The sequence below is a fragment of the Nitratireductor kimnyeongensis genome, from assembly GCF_019891395.1.
Taxonomy (GTDB): domain Bacteria; phylum Pseudomonadota; class Alphaproteobacteria; order Rhizobiales; family Rhizobiaceae; genus Nitratireductor; species Nitratireductor kimnyeongensis.
In genome coordinates this window covers 614,457-631,378 of record NZ_CP078143.1, presented here as the reverse complement: position 1 = coordinate 631,378, position 16,922 = coordinate 614,457, and the positions used below count along the sequence as shown (strand labels likewise).

Here is a 16,922-nt window from a genome sequence, read left to right as displayed (position 1 = left end):
GGGATAAAATTGATCGAGATATGCGATCACGATGGTCGATTCCACCACGATGCGGTCACGGGCCTCGTCCACGAGGGCCGGGATCTTGGTTGTCGGCGAAATGCGTTGATAGGCGTGGCGTTCGCTGGGGTCCATTAGATTGGGTGTGACGGGTTCAAACGCCGTCTCATTCTCATAGAGCGCGATCAATGCCTTGTGGGAATAGGACGAGAGGGGATGGGAATAAAGTTTCACTGTCATGATGCGGAACTTTCTTCACCTGTTCGCCAAGTCAGAGCTCGCGGGTTGCGAGACGGCGGGTCGCTGGCCGTGGCATGTGTTCAACGGCTGCAACGCATTCGCCTTCACCCCGTTTCGCTTCAAGTTGGAATGATTTAGAACCGTATGCAAACTGCAATCAGTTGCAGACTAGTATCACTGGTTGCATTGTGCAATCAGAATTTTCAGGAGGCTTTTTTGCAGGATCAGCATCGCTCGGGTTGCCCGATCAATCTCACGGTCGAGGTGATTGGTGACAAATGGAGCCTCATCGTCGTGCGCGACATGATGTTCGGGAACATGCGTCACTTCCGTGAATTGCTGAACAATTCCATGGAGGGGATCGCGTCCAACATCCTCGCGGATCGTTTGCGACGGCTGACGTCAGAGGGCGTGATCTCGAAAGCGGATGATCCCAGCCACAAGCAGAAGGCGATCTACAGCCTGACGGAGAAGGGCATCGAGCTGGTACCCGTCTTTGCGATGATCGGTGCCTGGGGCAGCAAATGGCTTCCGGTCACCGAGGAACTTTCGATCCGGGCCAAGATCCTTGCTGAGGGTGGCTCGCCGCTCTGGGAGGAGTTCATGGATGATCTGCGTGTGACGCATCTTGGATTGCAGCCAGACCCGGGCAAAAAGGGGCCGGGCGTGCGCGAGCGCCTGCAGGTCGCCTATGAGGCGGTTGTTGCCCGTCGATCAGAAGAGGATCGAAGGTGAGACGCTCAGGAATATTCATCGTGCAATCGCCACCATTGATGGGGCGCGCTCTGTGGTGTGCCTTCGGGTGACACTTCCCAGGTCTCCTGCCGTCCATAGGGCGTCAGGTCGAGCAGGGTCCAGCTCGTGCCGAGTGTCTCCACCCCACGGCCGCTGGTGTGGTAGGTGTGGTAGATCGACCCGCCCTCGCGCAGGAAGACATTCAGGCCGAAACCGCGCCGCTCACGCCGTGATCGGCGTTGAATGTGGAGTGCATCACCGAGTACCAGGGCAGTCTCCAGCCCATCCGGGCCTTGAAGGCTTCAATGTCTTCCACCGGTGCGCGCGAGACGAGCGCCAAAGTGGTGTCGCGTGCGTTGAGATGCGCCGGGTCGCCCAGATTGTCGACAAACATGGCGCAACCGGAGCAGGGAGCAGGATCAGCCGGCTTCAGCATGTGGTGATAGACGATCAATTGGTTGCGGCCCTCGAAGATCGCCTCGAATGAGTGACTGCCATCTGCATCGTCGAAAAGATACTTCCTTTCGACCAGAACGCGGGGAAGGCGGCGCCGTTCGGCAGCCAGTGCATCACTGGCCCGCGCGTGGGCCTTTTCCTTGGCGAGCAGGTTTTCGCGGGCCTTTTGCCATTCCTCGCGGGATGCGGTCTGCTGTCCCATATTCCCCTCCGGGCAGTTTTGTTGTGATTCAAGCGGTCTGCGAAAGGAGCTTGTCGAGCTTTTCGAAACAGGCTTTCCAGCCTTCTGCATGGCCATCACGCGATGCGGTCGAGGTGAAGAAAGCCTGGTGGAAATGCATGTGCGTCTTACCGTCTTCAGTGTCGCTGAAAGCGATCGTGACAACGGTTTCGTGCCCACGCTCTCCGCTCTCTTCATCCCAGGCATGGGTGAAAACGATCCGTTCGGGTGAGACTTCGTGATATGTCCCGCTGACCCAGTATTCCGAGCCATCATTGCCGCGCATGCAGGTGCGAAACCAGCCGCCTGTACGGATGTCACCTTCCGAAACCGGTATCGTCATCCCGTCCGGGCAGCTCCAGCGGTCCAGGTGCTCCTTGCGGGTCCACATCTCGAGAACGAGATCGCGCGGGGCATTGAACACGCGTTGGATGGAGAGCTCGGCATCGGCGTTCTGCGTTATTTTCACGTTCATCGTGGTTGCTCCTTCTGTATTTCTCCCAGGTAGCTGTCGAGGCGGTCAAAGCTCGCCTCCCAATAGCGGCGGTAGGCTTCCACCCAGCCGGCGATATCCTTCAAGGGGGCGGCTTCGAGGCGGCAGGGGCGAAACTGGGCGTGCTTTCCGCGTGAAACGAGCCCAGCTTTCTCCAAAACTTTCAAGTGCTTGGAGATGGCCGGAAGTGTCATCTCGAATGGCTCCGCCAGTTCGTTGACCGTGGCTTCGCCTTCGGCCAGCCGGGCGAGCATTGCACGGCGTGTCGGGTCGGCGAGGGCGGAGAAGGTAGCGCTGAGCACGTCGGCCTGCATTATTTCACCATAAAGTTAATTATCCGATTGGTAAAATACAGATGCAAAGTGGCATGTCAAGCTCTCCCTTCCGCCTGCATGACGATCCACTTGCCAGCCGCGTCGGCGTCGTTTAAGGAAAGCTCCATGATGACGCGCCAGACAGTTTCCCGTTCCGCTCGTGCCGCCTTTTCCGGCGCGACTGTGCGCGCGCTAGCATCCAGCCTTCTTCTTCTCGGCCTTATCGGCGATCGCCGGGTCCGTTGAAGGAGCGCCCGGCGATCGATGTCGCCGACTGGCAGAAGCTCTTTCTCCAAATCTGCAATTTACTGTTGACAGGCCCGCCGTGCGAAGCGCACGCAACCGGTGCCGGGAGAAAATGGAATGGACGCGCAGAACACGATGACTGACATGGCAGAAAACCGAGTACAGGGAGAGAAAACCGCGCAGGGCCGTAAAGGCATGCCGGACGCTTCAATCAAGTATCAGCCTTATCCGCAGATCGATATCGCGGATCGCACGTGGCCGTCGAAACGGATCGAGAAAGCGCCGATCTGGTGCTCGGTCGATCTGCGCGACGGCAATCAGGCTTTGATCGACCCGATGGGACATGAGCGCAAGGCGCGTATGTTCAAACTCCTGCTCGACATGGGTTTCAAGGAGATCGAGATCGGATTTCCCTCTGCTTCGCAGACGGATTTTGATTTTGCCCGCTGGTGCATCGAGGAGGGCGGGGTGCCCGATGATGTGTCGCTGCAGGTTCTCGTGCAGTGCCGTCCGGAATTGATCACCCGCACCTTCGAGGCGTTGGAGGGCGCCAACCGGCCGATCGTTCACTTCTACAATTCCACCAGCGAGTTGCAGCGCCGGGTCGTCTTTGGCAAGGATGTTGCCGGCATCAAGCAGATCGCCACCGACGCCGCGAAGATGGTCATGGACATGGCCGCCAAGGCGGGCGGTGGCTATCGCTTCCAGTATTCTCCGGAAAGTTTCACCGGCACCGAACTGGAGGTCGCGCTCGATATCTGCAATGCGGTGATCGAGATCATCAAGCCGACTGCGGATAACAAGCTGATCATCAATCTGCCCTCCACGGTCGAGATGTCCACACCCAACATTCATGCCGATCAGATCGAATGGATGTGCCGCAGTCTCGATCAGCGCGAAAACCTGATCGTCTCATTGCATCCGCACAATGATCGTGGAACCGGCATCGCCGCCACCGAGCTTGGCCTGATGGCCGGCGCCGACCGTGTCGAGGGGACGTTGTTCGGCAATGGCGAGCGGACCGGCAATGTCGATGTCGTGACGCTGGCGCTCAATATGTACACGCAAGGGATCGATCCGGAACTGGACTGCACCGACATCAACCGCATGAAGGATGTCTACGAGTACTGCAATCAGCTCGTCATCCCCGAGCGGCATCCCTATGTGGGTGAACTGGTCTACACCGCCTTCTCTGGCTCACATCAGGATGCGATCAACAAGGGTATGAAGGCCATCAGGGCGGCAAACAAACCGCTTTGGGAAGTGCCCTATCTGCCCATCGATCCGCAGGATGTCGGGCGGTCCTACGAGGCGATCATCCGCATCAATTCCCAGTCTGGCAAGGGCGGCATCGCCTATGTCATGCAGGCCGATTACGGGCTCAACCTGCCGCGCAATCTGCAGGTGGAGTTCCGCGAGGACATCCAGGAGATCACCGACCGCGAGGGGCGGGAATTGCCTGCGAAGCAGATCTATGAGCGTTTCATGGAACTCTATGTCGACCAGCCCGGCGCGCGGATCAAGTTCGTCGATCATCAGACCTTCCCCGACACGAGTGTCAAAGGCCAGCGCATCGTCGAGGCTACGATCACGGACGGGGGCAAGGAGACGGTGATCAAGGGCGTGGGCACGGGCCCGGTCGACGGTTTCATCGACGCGTTGTCCAAGCATCTGGGCGTTGAGATGTCGGTGGTCGATTATTCCGAGCATTCCATGCAGCAGGGCTCGAATGCAGCGGCCATCTGCTACATGGAAGTCCAGCATTCCGGGGGCAAGCTTTTCGGTGCGGGTGTCAACACCAACATCGTCACGGCTTCGCTCGAGGCCGTGGTATCGGCGGCCAACCGGATCGTCGGTTGACGGCCGCACTTTATGCCGAAGATGAGGGCGAGGGCGAATGCGCCCTCGTTCTGCTGCATGGCTTTGCCGGCAGCCACCGTATCTGGGAGCGTGTGCGCCGCGCGCTTCCCACTGGTCTGCGCATCCTTGCATACGATCTTCCCGGCCATGGCCGCTCGATCGATTGCGCGGGGGCAGGCAAGGCGAAGGCCACCGCTCAGGCCATCGTTGATGATCTTGAGACGCGCCGTATAGGGCGCTGTCATATGGCCGGCCATTCCTTCGGCGGGGCTATCGCGGTCCTTTCCGCCCATCTTGCGCCACGCACCGTTGCTTCCCTGGCGCTGCTCGCACCGGGCGGCTTTGGACGGGAGATCGCCGGCGACCTGATGATGGCACGCGCACAGGCCAGCACCGACGCCGAGATTGCCTCTGCCATGCAGGACATGTTCGGAGCGCATTCTCCAATATCACCCGAAACCGTGGCCGAAGCCATCGCGTTGAACGCCGTGGCTGGCCAGCGGGAGAAACTTATCGAGATTTCGGGTGTGATCGTGCGCGACGGAGAACAGGGCGCGTTTCCAGCCGGTATGCTTGAGGAACTGATGATGCCGGTCCATCTCGTATGGGGCACGCTCGATGCCGTGTTGCCACCTCGCCAGGCGGCGCACGCGCCAAGCTCCTTCACTCTTCACCATCTGGAGGGGGCTGGTCACATGTTGCCGGAGGAAAGGCCAGAGGCAGTGGCCCGTATCATCGCCCGGAGTATCGGGGCGGTGTAAGGCTGGCACATCCCTCATAGTCCCCGGTTTTGCATAAATTTTCTTTGTAAACGCTGCTTTCTGAAGCGGAACAAAACGTGATGATTTTCTGTTTTAGCCATGTTAACGATGGGTTAACGCTAAGTTTCATCAGGAGTCCTGCCCATGAGTGAGGCTGGTCAGTCCGCAGCTTCGGTTACGAATGTGCGAAATCTCTCCGAGGCTATGCGCGAGATGAAAAACGCGGCTGCCGACAGGGCGGATGTGGTCGTCGAGATGCGGGAGGCGAGCCGGACGCGGCTCGAACTGCTGGCTCAGGAACTTCAGCCGGTCTTCGCCGATGTGCCGGCGGACGATCCTTCGTTTGACTTTGCCGTTTCTTCGGGGGAGCAGCCAAGGCTGTGGATCGATGCTGTTGCCCATGTGGTGATGGGGCGGGACCGCAGAACCTATCGCTTTCTGCGCGACACCCGCCTCGGTCGGGTGGTGCTGGCCGAAAGCACGGAGATTGCGCCGGTGGCCGATCAGGTCACACGCTACATTGCCGAACGCATGGTCGAACGCCAGCGGGTCGTGGAGGGTGATGTTGAAGCGGTACCACGCCGCGGCGCGACAATTCACGAAACGATTGCCCCCGCAACGTCGACAACCGGTGCCTGGCGCAGTTTCCTGGGTGGATTGGGACTTGTCTTGTTGGGTGGCATTGTTGGTGTAGCGGCTGTCGCGATTGCCATGTGGGATCGTTTTCCCGAACTGGAAACGCTGTTGTCCCGTTTCTGAAGCTTCAAAATTTCGCCGCGTTATCGGATCAACTCTTGGTTGAAGGGTCGATAGCGAGTGGTTGTGATGAAGTTTCTGTTTTTTTGCACCTTACTTCTGGTCTCAGCCGGTGTTGTCTGTCTGATCGCAGTGATCATCATTGGCAGTTCCGTCGATGCCGCAGGCGTTCTCCACGAGCCTCTCGCCCTGATGGACCTGTGCGTCACGTCCCTGGTGGCGGGAATGGCTCTCGGATTGACTGGGGCCTGCAGCGCATTCTGGAGGCGGGTCCGCCGGTCCTGAGCGCGCTCAGCCGGCCGATTTCTCGCCACCGGTAAGCAGAGCCCCGGAGACCTCTCCGATCGTGCCGTTTCCATCGGTGACACCGCGCCGGGAGAAGCGGATTTCCCACGCGCCCTGCGCGCCATCGATTTCGAAGAGATTGTAGTGAGCGGGCGGTTTGGCGCTACCATGCGACTGGCCAGCGGCGGCAACACCCACAACAGGCACTGTTTCCCCCTTCGGACCATCGATGCGATGAACCGTCGGCTTGTGCGTGTGGCCATGGAGCACAAGTTCCGCGCCGTGCTTGCGGATCAGTTTTTGAAATCGACTGATGCCGTAAAGTCGTTTGGCTGCGTGGGTCGCCCCGCGCACCGGAGGGTGGTGGATCATGATAACCCGGAAAAGTCCGGCTTTCCCGGTGGCATCAAGCATCTTTGCCAGCCGTTTGGCCTGCGCCTTTGAGAAATGTCCGCTCGCGAGAAAGGGGGCGGTGGCGCGTGCCGAGGAGACGCCGATGATGGCTATCCTGTCGCGGACACGAAGATAGGGGAACCCGCCTTTCCCTTTCGGCGCCTTGCCATCGTCTCCAGTCATGTAGGCCGCCCAGGCCTTGCAGCATCGCGCCAGCGCGCCGGGCACATACGCGTCGTGATTGCCGGGCACGACAGAGATCTTGTCAGCCGGGCCAAGGCTCTCCAGCCAGAGCCGCGCCATCTCTATCTCCTTGTCGAGGGCAAGGTTGACGAGGTCGCCGCTGAGCGCGATGTGGTCGGGTTCTGCCGCCAGCATGTCGTCGGTGATGCGGTCGATCAGCCCATGATCGAGATTGAGCCTGCGGTTGCGACGCCAGTTGATGTAACCGGTGATGCGCTTGGAAGCGAGCTCGCGATAGCTTATGGCAGGGAGAGGCCCCAGATGGATGTCGGAAAAATGCGCAAGGCGAAACATGCTTCCGTGTGTAGAACACGCCAAACGCCCTGACCACCCCGCAGGATGCAGCATATGAACGAAACACCCTCAAGGTCCACCTCGCAGCGCCCCACACCGCCCCTGAATGCCCGTCTCTTTCACTTCTGGCTGCGTTTGAGTCGCCCAGTCACGCTCGGTATGCGTGGTGTGATCTACGATCAGGAAGCGCACGCCGTGTTTCTTGTGCGCCACACCTATGTGAAGGGCTGGCACTTCCCCGGCGGTGGCGTCGAGCCCGGTGAGAGCACGGAAGCTGCTCTTGCACGTGAACTGGCCGAGGAAGGCAACATTGAGCTTCTCGAACGGCCGGTGTTGAAATCATTCCATTTCAATCGCATGGCCAGCAATCGTGATCATGTCGCGGTCTACCTCATCACGCGTTTTCGCCAGACGCATCCTCACGTGCCTGATCGTGAGATTGCCGAAGCGCGTTTCTTCCCGTTGGATGCCTTGCCCGAGGGAACGAGCGAAGGAACCCGCCGCCGCATTGCTGAAATATTCGAGAATGCCGCCGTTTCGGACGAGTGGTAGGGGCGCATAAGATTTTGTAGGCAAGGGCACTGCCGGTCGGACCATTCTCCTTCTCACAGGAAGTTGCGAGAAGGAGGATTGGCGGCATCACTCGATTTTATGAGGTGGGAGCAATTCAGGCCGCGTGCTTTAGCCGGTCGCGATTGTGTGGTGCCGTCAGATCGAGCTCCGGCCCCAATGGCACGACCCCTGTCGGATTGATCGTGCCGTGACTGCCATAATAGTGCGCCTTGATATGGAGCATGTCGACAGTCTCTGCCACGCCTGACATCTGGTAAAGTTCGCGCAGGTAATTGGAAAGCTGCGGGTAGTCGGCGATGCGTCGCAGGTTGCATTTGAAATGGCCGACATAGACCGGATCGAAACGCACAAGCGTGGTGAAGAGCCGCCAATCGGCCTCTGTGAGGCGGTCGCCGGCAAGGTAGCGCTGGCGAGAAAGCCGCTCTTCCACTTCATCAAGCGCGCTGAAAAGTGCCTTGAAAGCTTCCTCATAGGCTTCCTGCGTGGTCGCAAAGCCCGCCTTGTACACGCCATTGTTGATGTTGTCGTAGACGAACTCGTTGATGCTGTTGATCTCGTTACGCAGCTCTTCTGGATAAAGGTCCAGCGTGTCATCGCCCCATTCGTCAAAGGCTTCATTCAACATGCGGATGATTTCCGCCGACTCGTTTGAGACGATGGTCTGGGTTTTCTTGTCCCAGAGCACCGGAACGGTCACACGGCCTGAATAGGCTGGGTCAGCCTTGGTGTAGATCTGGTGCAGAAAGTTGAAGTCGTACAGCTCATCGCCCGTTGCGCCATCTTCCTTGAGGAACGTCCAGCCGTTCTCGCCCATGAAGTGATGGACGACCGAAACCGAGATCACGTCTTCCAGCTTTTTCAGCTTCCGGAAGATCAGCGTGCGATGTGCCCAGGGACAGGCAAGCGAGACATAGAGATGATACCGCCCCGGCTCGGCTTTGAAGCCGCGCTCACGCCCCTCAGCGGGTGTACCGTCCTTCGTGACGAAATCCCTGAATTGCGATTTGGACCGCTCGAAGCGGCCGCCTGTCTTTGACGTGTCATACCACTTGTCGTGCCAAACACCTTCTACGAGCAAACCCATTCAAAACTCCTCTGTTTCGATGGATGTAGGGCATTGGCCGACCGATCCCAACCGTTGGGAGCGTAAACGCTGCGTCAACAAATTCCGTTCAGTGGCAAAGTTGCAGTGGACGAGGCGGAAAAATGCTGGTAGCGGGAATTCCCTTCAGCGAGGAAAATGCACGGCAATGATCCGGTTTCTGGTGGAGCGACGACGAAAGGACTGAAGGCCCCTGGCATGGGGCAGGCGCGCCTGCGGCCGCCTCCACCTTTCGAGACCACCGGAATAACTGATCATGTCTTCTGCCGACATTCACTACCTGCCGGAAGAGCCGGCCCACGACGCTGAGATCGAGCTCATCAACGAAGAAGCCTTTGGCCCCGGCCGTTTCACGCGTGCTGCCTACAAGATTCGCGAAGGCGGGCCGCATGATCGCTCCCTTTCCTTCGTGGCTGTTCATCAGGACCAGGTCATTGCTTCAGTCCGTATGACATGGATCGCCGCCGGGGAAGGGCGGGCACTCCTGCTTGGGCCGCTTGCGGTGCGGCCTGCCTTCAAAAGCATAGGCATTGGCCGGAAGCTAGTGGCAATCGCAGTCGATGCCGCACGGAAGGCAGGGGCGGGCTCCGTCGTGCTCGTTGGCGACGCCCCTTACTATGGACCCCTCGGCTTCGAGAAGATTCCCCACGGCCAGCTTGCGATGCCGCGGCCGGTCGATGCGGAACGCCTGTTGGCCGTTGAGCTGAATGAGGGGGCGGTGGCGAGACTGAATGGTAGCGTCACCCATGCCGCGCTCGCAATATAATATCGACTCTGAGAAATAATTGTGAAATAAAAATCCCCTATTGATAGGTGATTTGTGATTATATTTGTTATTTTAGAAATTTTTACAGAGAAGAATAAATGCGTTATTTAGTAATATTTCCTTTCGTCTCTCTCCTTTTGACAGGGTGCATTTCTCCCGAACCTTACACGGTGGAACAACGCGGGCCGGGTGCGCTCACGGGAAGTGCCACACCATCGCCCTATGTGAAGGGCGGTTATCCGGGAAGAGAACGCCTCTGCGAAACGCGGAACAGCGCCGGTGAGCCGGTGACCTACAATTGCTGAAATCGGTCGGGCGCTGGCTTTCAGCGCCCCTCGCGATACCACATAGCGCCAAAAGCGAAGAGCAGCAGCGCCAGTGCAAGAAGCCCGGTGAAGACAGGAACCCGGCGAACGGCTTTCAAAATGCTGTCATCGGTGGTCCTGAACCCGATCCAGTCATTGCCGGAGGCGCTTCCGGTGCGGCGCACGGGAACGATGTTGGGCAGGTCGTTGTCGGCAATTCTGCGCACCGAGCCGCCTGTCGCGTCGGCGGCCGGCGCAAGCTTTTCTTCCGTGGAGATCATGTCGCCGAACTCCGGCGCATTGACGGGCCCCACATGGGCAAGCGTGGTCAGTTCGCCATTGGCGATGCTGTAAATGCCGATTTCATTGGCGTCCAGGCTCGTGGAAAAACGGCCGGGGCCGGCTGGGCCTAGCTGGGCGGTGAGCGCATTGCCTGAAGGTGTTGTGATTTCAACAGGCGGTGCGCTCTCTTCCATGGTCTGGCGTGTGATTTCCAGCCGCATGCCGCGACCGGCAGCCGAAAGGCGCTCCTCCTCCAGTTCCGGCTCCTTCATCAGCCAGTGGGCAATGCGTCGATAGAGTGCCACATGCGGACCGCCACCCTCGAAGCCGCGGGCCCACAGCCAGCCCTGATCCGACAGGAACATGCCGACCCGACCCTCGCCCTTTCGGTTTAGAATGAGTAGCGGCTGTTCGTTGGCTCCCTGCATCACCACTTGACCGTCCGGCCGGTCGATGCCGATCAGGCGGAACCAGCGGCTCCATGCCGGAGGCTCGGAGCCAGCTCCTTCAAGGCCGCGCGTCACCGGGTGCCGTTCGCCCGTCTCGGTCAGGCGGGGATAAAACCCCTGTTCCACCACATCGCCAGTTGGCAGGCCGGGCAGGGCGGCGATCAGCGGTGTGCGGGCGATGGACTGGTTGCCGGCGAACTCCGGACCCGCAGCGATCAGCAGCGCGCCGCCGTTTTCCACATATTCGGCGATGTAATCGTAGTAGAGGATCGGCAGCACGTCACGATGCTGGTAGCGGTCGAAAATGATCAGGTCGAAATCATCGATCTTCTCGACGAAAAGTTCGCGCGTGGGAAAGGCGATCAGCGAGAGCTCGTTTATGGGCGTTCCATCCTGCTTTTCCGGCGGGCGCAGAATGGTGAAGTGCACGAGATCCACCGAAGCGTCCGATTTCAGAAGGTTGCGCCAGGTGCGTTCGCCCGAATGCGGTTCGCCGGAAACGAGCAGCACACGCAGGTTTTCGCGAATGCCGTCGACCAGTGCGACCGCGCGGTTGTTCACATCCGTGAGTTCGCCTTCGACCGGGTCGATCGCCAGTTCGATGATGTTGCGGCCGGCATTTGGCACGTCGATCTCGAGCAAGGTCTCGCGGCCGATCATCGCCTCTTCGATGAAGAGTTCTTCGCCGTTGATGATCACGCGCACATCCACCGGCCCCTGCTGGTTGCCAGTGCCGATCACGCGATAGGTCATTTCCAGGGGCTTGCCCACTATGCCGAAACGCGGCGCGCGTTCGAAGCGGATGCGGCGGTCCATCTCGTCAGGCCTACCCGTGATGAGGCCATGGATCGGCGCGCCGATTGCGGCTGCATTTTCTGGAATATCATGCACCTGACCGTCGGTGATCAGCACGGCCCCGCCCACGCGGGAAGGCGGTACATCGCGCAGGGCGCCATCGAGCGCTTCGAAAAGGTGCGTCTGGGCATTTTCAGTTGCCGAGGAAGACCGGCCGGTGCGCACCACGCGGGTTTCAAATTCCTTGAAGCGGGCAAGCCTTGCTTCCAGTTCGGCGGCGGCTTCACCGGTCGTCTCGCTGCGTCCGTCGATCGTGGTCTGGCTCTGGCTTTCGTCAACCACAAGTGCGACCACGCTTTTAAGCGGCTCGCGCTCTTCATCGAGAAGCACCGGATTGGCCAATGCCGCGGCCAATGCGGCCAGCGCAGCCAGCCTGAGCCACGCGCCGCGTTGCCGCGTCCAAAGTCCGAGAAGTGCCAGAAGCGCAACGGGGATCAACAGCACTGCCAGAACAGGCCACGAAAAGAACGGTTCGAAACTCAGCGACCAGTTCATGCTATTGCCCCAGCCGTTCCAGTAGGACCGGCACGTGAACCTGATCCGATTTGTAGTTTCCTGTGAGCATGTACATCATGATGTTCACGCCGGCGCGATAAGCATAAAGGCGCTGCAGCGGATCGTTGGGCACGGTTGGCAGAAGCGGTTCTCCGCTGGCATCCAGCGCCCAGGCGCCCGCTAGGTCGTTGCCGGTGATCATGATCGGCGTCACCCCGTCGCCCACCCGGACGGGCCGGTCGGAGCGGGTGGAGGAATCGAGAGATGCTTCCACCCAGAGTGGGCTGCCGCGAAAGCGACCTGGAAATTCCGGCAGGATGAAGAAGGATTTCGTCAGAACGTGGTCTTCGGGCACCGGTTCCAGCGGCGGCACGTTGAGGCCGGAAAGGATATCGCGCAGGCGCTGCGTGGCGGGTGTCACGGCATCCGAGCCAAACCCGCTTGAATATTGGTCGCGCGTGTCGAACAAAACCGTTCCCCCAGACTGCATATAGGCGTCCATGCGGGCAATGGCCTCTTCGCTCGGCATCGGTGCGTCCGGGTCGATGGGCCAGTAGATCAACGGATAGAAAGACAACTCGTCGGTGGCGATATCGACGCCCGCAGGTTCCCCGGGCTCCAGCGCCGTCTTGGCTGCAAGGAAGGTCGATAGCCCCTGAAGGCCGGCGCGGCTCGTTGCATCGAGCGAGGAAAGCCCGGTGATGACATAGGCGATGCGTGTCTGTGAAATCGCCTCGATGGCGTCTGCCTCGCCGGTACGCTCATCCTGTGCGAGGACTGTCTGCGGTGTCATCGTTGCAAGCACCAGAGCCATCGCCAGAGCTGCGGCGACGCTTGTGGCCAGTTGCGGCCTGCGGCGCAATCGCCCGCCGAGCCAGAGAACAGCCAGCGTATCGAGCGCAAGGAGGGCGAGGGCGGCTGCAAACAGTGGCCCCTTGAGCGGTTGCTGCTCGTCGAGCCCATAAGAGATCGTCGTTATCGGGGCAGGGGCCTCGGGCCGTTCAATCGGGAGGAGTTCGGCATCCGATGCGAGCAGATTGTGCGCGACAACGCCTTCCTCGCTGCCATAGAGGCCGGGTGGGTGTTTGAGCGTCACGGCACTTGTGCCTGCGGTGAGAGGCTCCGCCTCGCCGGACGGTGGCACGAGCCGTCCTTCCGCCGAAATCAGGCGATAGGGGGCCAGTGCCCGTCCGCCTTCGGCACCCGCATTGTTGAATGCCCCCTGATTGCGCGAAAGCTGGACGATTCGGCGCAGCATTTCCACGAAACTGCCCGAGATCGGCAGGTTCGACCAGGTGGCTTCCGGCGTCACGTGAAAGAGCACGATCTGTCCTTCCCCGCGTGAAACGCCGGTGACCAGCGGTGTGCCGTCGGCCAGGTTGGCCCAGCTCCGTTCCACGATGTCGGGTGAGGGTTCGGCCAGAACCTGCCGGCTCACTGTCACGTCGCGCGGGGGTGCGAGGTCGGAAAAGGGGCCGTTGGCAGGAAACTCGGCAACCGGCTGTGGCTCGGTCCAGGAGAGCGCGCCGCCGAGCGAACGTTCGCCCAGCCTGAGGCGAACGGGCAGCAGATCCTCGTCATTGTCCGCCGCTGCCAGTCTCGGTCCGGCGAAGCGCACCAGCGTTCCTCCGCCATTCACCCAGTCGATCAATGCCTGTCGTGGAGCCGCCGGCAGCGTGCCCACATCGGCCATGATGATCACCGCCGGCTTCTGCTCCAGCAATTCCGGAAGCGCCTCGGTCAGTTCGGCGCTCGATGGCTCCATGAGGTCGGCGAATGGCGCAAGCGCCCGTTCGATATAGTAGAGCGGCGAAAGCAGCGGCTGCGCCTGATCCGCTTCGCTTTGCGAAATGAGCCCGATGCGCCGGCGCCTGCTGTTTTCATCCAGAACCCTCAGGCCGGCGGCCTGGTTCTGGCCCTCGATTCCCACGGAGACGAAATCATTCCGCAGTTCAAAGGGCAGGCGCATCGAGCCAACAGCCCGGGTTGCGCCCGCGCCGAACGTGATTGTCGTTTCGGCGATGCGTCGGCCCCTCTCGTCGCTCGCATAAGCAACAGCCTGACGCGGGCCGGTATCGCTTTGCGCGCGCGTTGCGGTGATCTCGAACGCTTCAGCCGTGTTCTGCGTATCCGTCGCTGCGAGCAGGTCAAGCCGGTCGGGCTGCGCCCAAAGGATTTCACCCGGGCCACTGGAGAAAAGCTCTGCAAAGGCGGCTTCATCCCCATTTGTGGCCAGGCCGTCAGTCAGAACGGCAACAGCGGCGGCTGGGAAATCCTCAAGCGCACCAGCCACCCGACCATAGAGGGCCGGCCGGTTGCCCGGTACGGGGCGCGGCTGCGCTGCGTTCAGCCGTTCCAGCGCCGTATCGGCATCAAACGGGCCTATTTCCTGGTTCTGTTCTTCGGCGGTCAGCGCCAGTACGACCGGTTGTTCATTGGCGCGTGCATCCTCGATCAGGCGTGCCGCCGTGGCCACGCGTTCTTCCCAACCGGGAGCCGCAGCCCAGCCATTGTCGAGCACGATGGCGAGTGCCGAGCCTTCGCCTGCTGCCTTTTCGCGCGGATTCAGCACCGGGTCGGCAAGCGCCAAGATCACGAGCGCGGCGAGCAACAGCCTCAGCAGTGTCAGCCACCACGGGCTCTTGTGCGGCGTTTCCTCGCGTTTTGCCACGCGCGCCAAAATTTTCAGCGGCGGAAAGGTTTCCGTTTGCGGTCGCGGCGGTGTGAGCCGCAAAAGCCACCAGATCACCGGCAGGGCGATCAGGCCCCATAGCAGGAATGGCTGCGCGAAGGAGAGCGAAAGCCAGTTCACGAGCGCCCCTCCAAACCGAAACCGGCATCAGCGCTCATGCCGTTGTGGACAGTGACCAGCGCTTGCGCGGCAGGCCGGTCGGTATGATGCACCGTGTAGCTCCAGCCGAGCCGCTTGCACCAGAAAGCCAGTTCTTCGCGCCGGGCGAGATAAAGTCGCCGGAAATCTTCTGCCAGTGTTTCTGCGCGCCCAGCCGTCAGCTTTTCGCCCGTTTCGGGGTCGGAAAATTCAGTGCGACCGGTGTAGGGAAAGTTTTCTTCCGCCGGATCGGCCACCTCGACGAGATGGGCGCGTGCGCCACGGCTCGCCAGTTGGTCCAGCCAGGCGATGGTTTCTTCCACGGGATCGAGAAAGTCGCTCACCAGAACCACGTCGGAGAAGCGGCGGATCTGCAGAAGGTCGGGCCGGGCCGGCAGGTCGGGGGTATGCATGAGCTGGGCTGCCAGCCGTTCTGCACCATTGCGGGCGGAAAACGGGTCGGTGACGCCGGGCCATGCGATCCGCTCGCCGCTTCGCGACAGAAGTTCCGCCAGCGCAAAGGTCAGTACCAGCGCCCGCGCTTCCTTGGCGGTGGGCGCGAGCGAGGATTTGTAGAGCATCGAAGGCGATGGGTCGGCCCAGAGCCACACCGTGTGAGCCGCCTCCCATTCGCGGTCCCGCACATAAAGATGGTCGTCGCGCGCGGAGCGCCGCCAGTCGATGCGTGAAAAAGCTTCACCCTCCACATAGGGACGGAACTGCCAGAAATTCTCGCCTATTCCGCGTTTGCGTCGTCCGTGCCAGCCGGCGATCACATTGTTGGCAACGCGTTTTGCGTCCACAAGCAGGTCAGGCATCAGCGCTGCCCGCGCACGCGCGCGAACCAGCGCATCGCTCGATGCGACCGGAGTGGAAACTTCGCCGATCTTCGCCATCAGGATCCTATCTGGAGCGTGGGGTCCATCAATCGAGCGCTTTCACGAGCCGCCGGATCACGTCGCGCACCGTCATGCCTTCCGCCCGCGCTGCGAAGGTCAACGCCATGCGATGCTGCAGCACCGGCTCGGCCAGCGCACGCACATCGTCCACTGAAGGCGCAAGCCTGCCGTCATAAAGCGCCCGGGCACGGGCGCAAAGCGTCAGCGCCTGGCTGGCGCGAGGTCCGGGGCCCCAGGCCACGTGACGATCCGTGTCGGGGTTGCCAACCCCGGGCCTTGCAGTCCGCACCAGTTGGAGGATGGCATCGACCACGCTTTCAGGAACGGGCATGCGGCGGATCAGCATCTGGATTTCCTTCAGCCGCTCCGGCGAAAGCGCGTTTTTTGCCTCCGCTTCATCCGTACCAGTCGTTTCGAGAAGGATGCGCCGCTCGGCGTCGAGCTCGGGATAGAGAATGTCCACCTGCATCAGAAAGCGATCGAGCTGTGCTTCCGGCAGGGGATAGGTGCCTTCCTGTTCCAGCGGGTTCTGTGTCGCGAGCACATGGAAGGGCGAGGGAAGGTCGTGCCGGTGGCCGGCCACGGTCACGTGATATTCCTGCATCGATTGCAGAAGCGCGGATTGGGTGCGGGGGCTGGCGCGGTTGATTTCGTCGGCCATCAGAAGCTGCGAGAAGATCGGACCGGGCAGAAAGCGGAAGGAACGCTTGCCCTTTTCATCCTGCTCCATCACTTCCGAGCCCAGAATGTCGGACGGCATCAGATCCGGTGTGAACTGGATGCGCCGCGCATCGAGGCCAAGCACCACGCCCAGTGTCTCCACGAGCTTTGTCTTGGCAAGTCCGGGCACACCGACAAGCAGTGCATGGCCACCGGCAAGGATGGCGACAAGCGTGCGCTCCACCACTGCTTCCTGTCCGAAAATCACTTGGCCGACGCCTTCCCGCACCTTTGCGATATCTGCCAGCGCGCGCTCGGCTTCAGCGACCATTTCCTTGTCGCTTATAGGTTTGCCGGGAACTTCGTTTTTGGAAACAATGGTCATGCCGTCTCGATCCTCGTTAAAGGCC

At 60.6% G+C, this 16,922-nt stretch carries 15 protein-coding genes and 2 pseudogenes; 7 read left to right on the top strand and 10 right to left on the bottom strand.

Features of this window, described 5'->3' with window-relative positions; all coding sequences use genetic code 11:
* Positions 1 to 54: 54 nt before the first annotated feature.
* Positions 55 to 240 (bottom strand): annotated as a pseudogene (locus tag KW403_RS19310) (glutathione S-transferase family protein); the annotation flags it as partial.
* A gap of 216 nt (positions 241 to 456) precedes the next feature.
* Between KW403_RS19310 and KW403_RS02950 the strand changes: the two are divergent.
* On the top strand, positions 457 to 975 hold the full coding sequence (locus KW403_RS02950) for a winged helix-turn-helix transcriptional regulator (protein ID WP_246637869.1): 519 nt from the start codon (positions 457 to 459) through the stop codon (positions 973 to 975).
* 5 nt (positions 976 to 980) lie between these two features.
* On the opposite strand, the pseudogene KW403_RS02945 reads toward KW403_RS02950, so the two are convergent.
* The 3 genes and pseudogenes from KW403_RS02945 to KW403_RS02935 all read right to left on the bottom strand — a co-directional run bounded on the left by KW403_RS02945 (position 981) and on the right by KW403_RS02935 (position 2,458).
* A pseudogene (locus KW403_RS02945) lies at positions 981 to 1,633 on the bottom strand (DUF899 domain-containing protein).
* A 28-nt stretch (positions 1,634 to 1,661) separates the two neighbouring features.
* Positions 1,662 to 2,126: an SRPBCC family protein gene (locus tag KW403_RS02940; protein ID WP_223021274.1), complete on the bottom strand. Its 465-nt coding sequence runs from the start codon at positions 2,124 to 2,126 to the stop codon at positions 1,662 to 1,664.
* The gene (locus KW403_RS02935) at positions 2,123 to 2,458 is read right to left on the bottom strand and encodes an ArsR/SmtB family transcription factor (protein WP_223021273.1); all 336 of its coding nucleotides are present in this window, start codon (positions 2,456 to 2,458) and stop codon (positions 2,123 to 2,125) included. The genes KW403_RS02940 and KW403_RS02935 overlap by 4 nt, the downstream gene beginning before the upstream one ends.
* Positions 2,459 to 2,839: 381 nt before the next feature.
* Here KW403_RS02935 and leuA point away from each other — a divergent pair, with 381 nt between their 5' ends.
* The 4 genes from leuA (at position 2,840) to KW403_RS02915 (ending at position 6,366) form a co-directional block, all read left to right on the top strand.
* Positions 2,840 to 4,564 (top strand): 2-isopropylmalate synthase, encoded by a 1,725-nt coding sequence (gene leuA / locus KW403_RS02930; protein WP_378596819.1) that lies wholly within the window; start codon positions 2,840 to 2,842, stop codon positions 4,562 to 4,564.
* The gene (locus tag KW403_RS02925) at positions 4,561 to 5,325 is read left to right on the top strand and encodes an alpha/beta fold hydrolase (protein ID WP_223021271.1); all 765 of its coding nucleotides are present in this window, start codon (positions 4,561 to 4,563) and stop codon (positions 5,323 to 5,325) included. Before leuA ends, KW403_RS02925 begins: the two co-directional genes overlap by 4 nt.
* Positions 5,326 to 5,469: 144 nt before the next feature.
* Positions 5,470 to 6,084 (top strand): hypothetical protein, encoded by a 615-nt coding sequence (locus KW403_RS02920; protein WP_223021270.1) that lies wholly within the window; start codon positions 5,470 to 5,472, stop codon positions 6,082 to 6,084.
* A gap of 66 nt (positions 6,085 to 6,150) precedes the next feature.
* Complete coding sequence (locus tag KW403_RS02915) at positions 6,151 to 6,366, top strand: DUF3955 domain-containing protein (RefSeq protein ID WP_223021269.1); 216 nt, start codon at positions 6,151 to 6,153, stop codon at positions 6,364 to 6,366.
* Positions 6,367 to 6,372: 6 nt separating this feature from the next.
* Here KW403_RS02915 and KW403_RS02910 read toward each other — a convergent pair whose 3' ends face one another.
* The gene (locus tag KW403_RS02910; protein ID WP_223021268.1) at positions 6,373 to 7,296 is read right to left on the bottom strand and encodes a metallophosphoesterase family protein; all 924 of its coding nucleotides are present in this window, start codon (positions 7,294 to 7,296) and stop codon (positions 6,373 to 6,375) included.
* Positions 7,297 to 7,350: 54 nt separating this feature from the next.
* Between KW403_RS02910 and KW403_RS02905 the strand changes: the two genes are divergently transcribed.
* Positions 7,351 to 7,848, top strand: a complete 498-nt coding sequence (locus tag KW403_RS02905; protein WP_223021267.1) for an NUDIX domain-containing protein — start codon at positions 7,351 to 7,353, stop codon at positions 7,846 to 7,848.
* Between the two features lie 115 nt (positions 7,849 to 7,963).
* Here the strand turns inward: KW403_RS02905 and KW403_RS02900 are convergent, their stop codons facing one another.
* Positions 7,964 to 8,953, bottom strand: a complete 990-nt coding sequence (locus tag KW403_RS02900; RefSeq protein WP_223021266.1) for a glutathione S-transferase family protein — start codon at positions 8,951 to 8,953, stop codon at positions 7,964 to 7,966.
* A 274-nt stretch (positions 8,954 to 9,227) separates the two neighbouring features.
* On the opposite strand from KW403_RS02900, the gene KW403_RS02895 reads away from it, so the two are divergent.
* Positions 9,228 to 9,737 (top strand): GNAT family N-acetyltransferase, encoded by a 510-nt coding sequence (locus KW403_RS02895; RefSeq protein ID WP_223021265.1) that lies wholly within the window; start codon positions 9,228 to 9,230, stop codon positions 9,735 to 9,737.
* 325 nt (positions 9,738 to 10,062) lie between these two features.
* Here the strand turns inward: KW403_RS02895 and KW403_RS02890 are convergent, their stop codons facing one another.
* Genes KW403_RS02890 through KW403_RS02875 form a run of 4 tightly spaced genes read right to left on the bottom strand, consistent with a single transcriptional unit; the run spans position 10,063 to position 16,897 of the window.
* Positions 10,063 to 12,123, bottom strand: coding sequence for a hypothetical protein (locus KW403_RS02890; RefSeq protein ID WP_223021264.1), 2,061 nt, complete (start codon positions 12,121 to 12,123; stop codon positions 10,063 to 10,065).
* A 1-nt stretch (position 12,124) separates the two neighbouring features.
* Positions 12,125 to 14,935, bottom strand: coding sequence for a DUF4159 domain-containing protein (locus tag KW403_RS02885; RefSeq protein WP_223021263.1), 2,811 nt, complete (start codon positions 14,933 to 14,935; stop codon positions 12,125 to 12,127).
* Complete coding sequence (locus KW403_RS02880) at positions 14,932 to 15,849, bottom strand: DUF58 domain-containing protein (RefSeq protein WP_223021262.1); 918 nt, start codon at positions 15,847 to 15,849, stop codon at positions 14,932 to 14,934. Before KW403_RS02880 ends, KW403_RS02885 begins: the two co-directional genes overlap by 4 nt.
* A gap of 28 nt (positions 15,850 to 15,877) precedes the next feature.
* Entirely contained in the window at positions 15,878 to 16,897 is a 1,020-nt protein-coding gene (locus KW403_RS02875; RefSeq protein ID WP_223021261.1) for an AAA family ATPase, read from the bottom strand.
* Positions 16,898 to 16,922 lie beyond the last annotated feature (25 nt).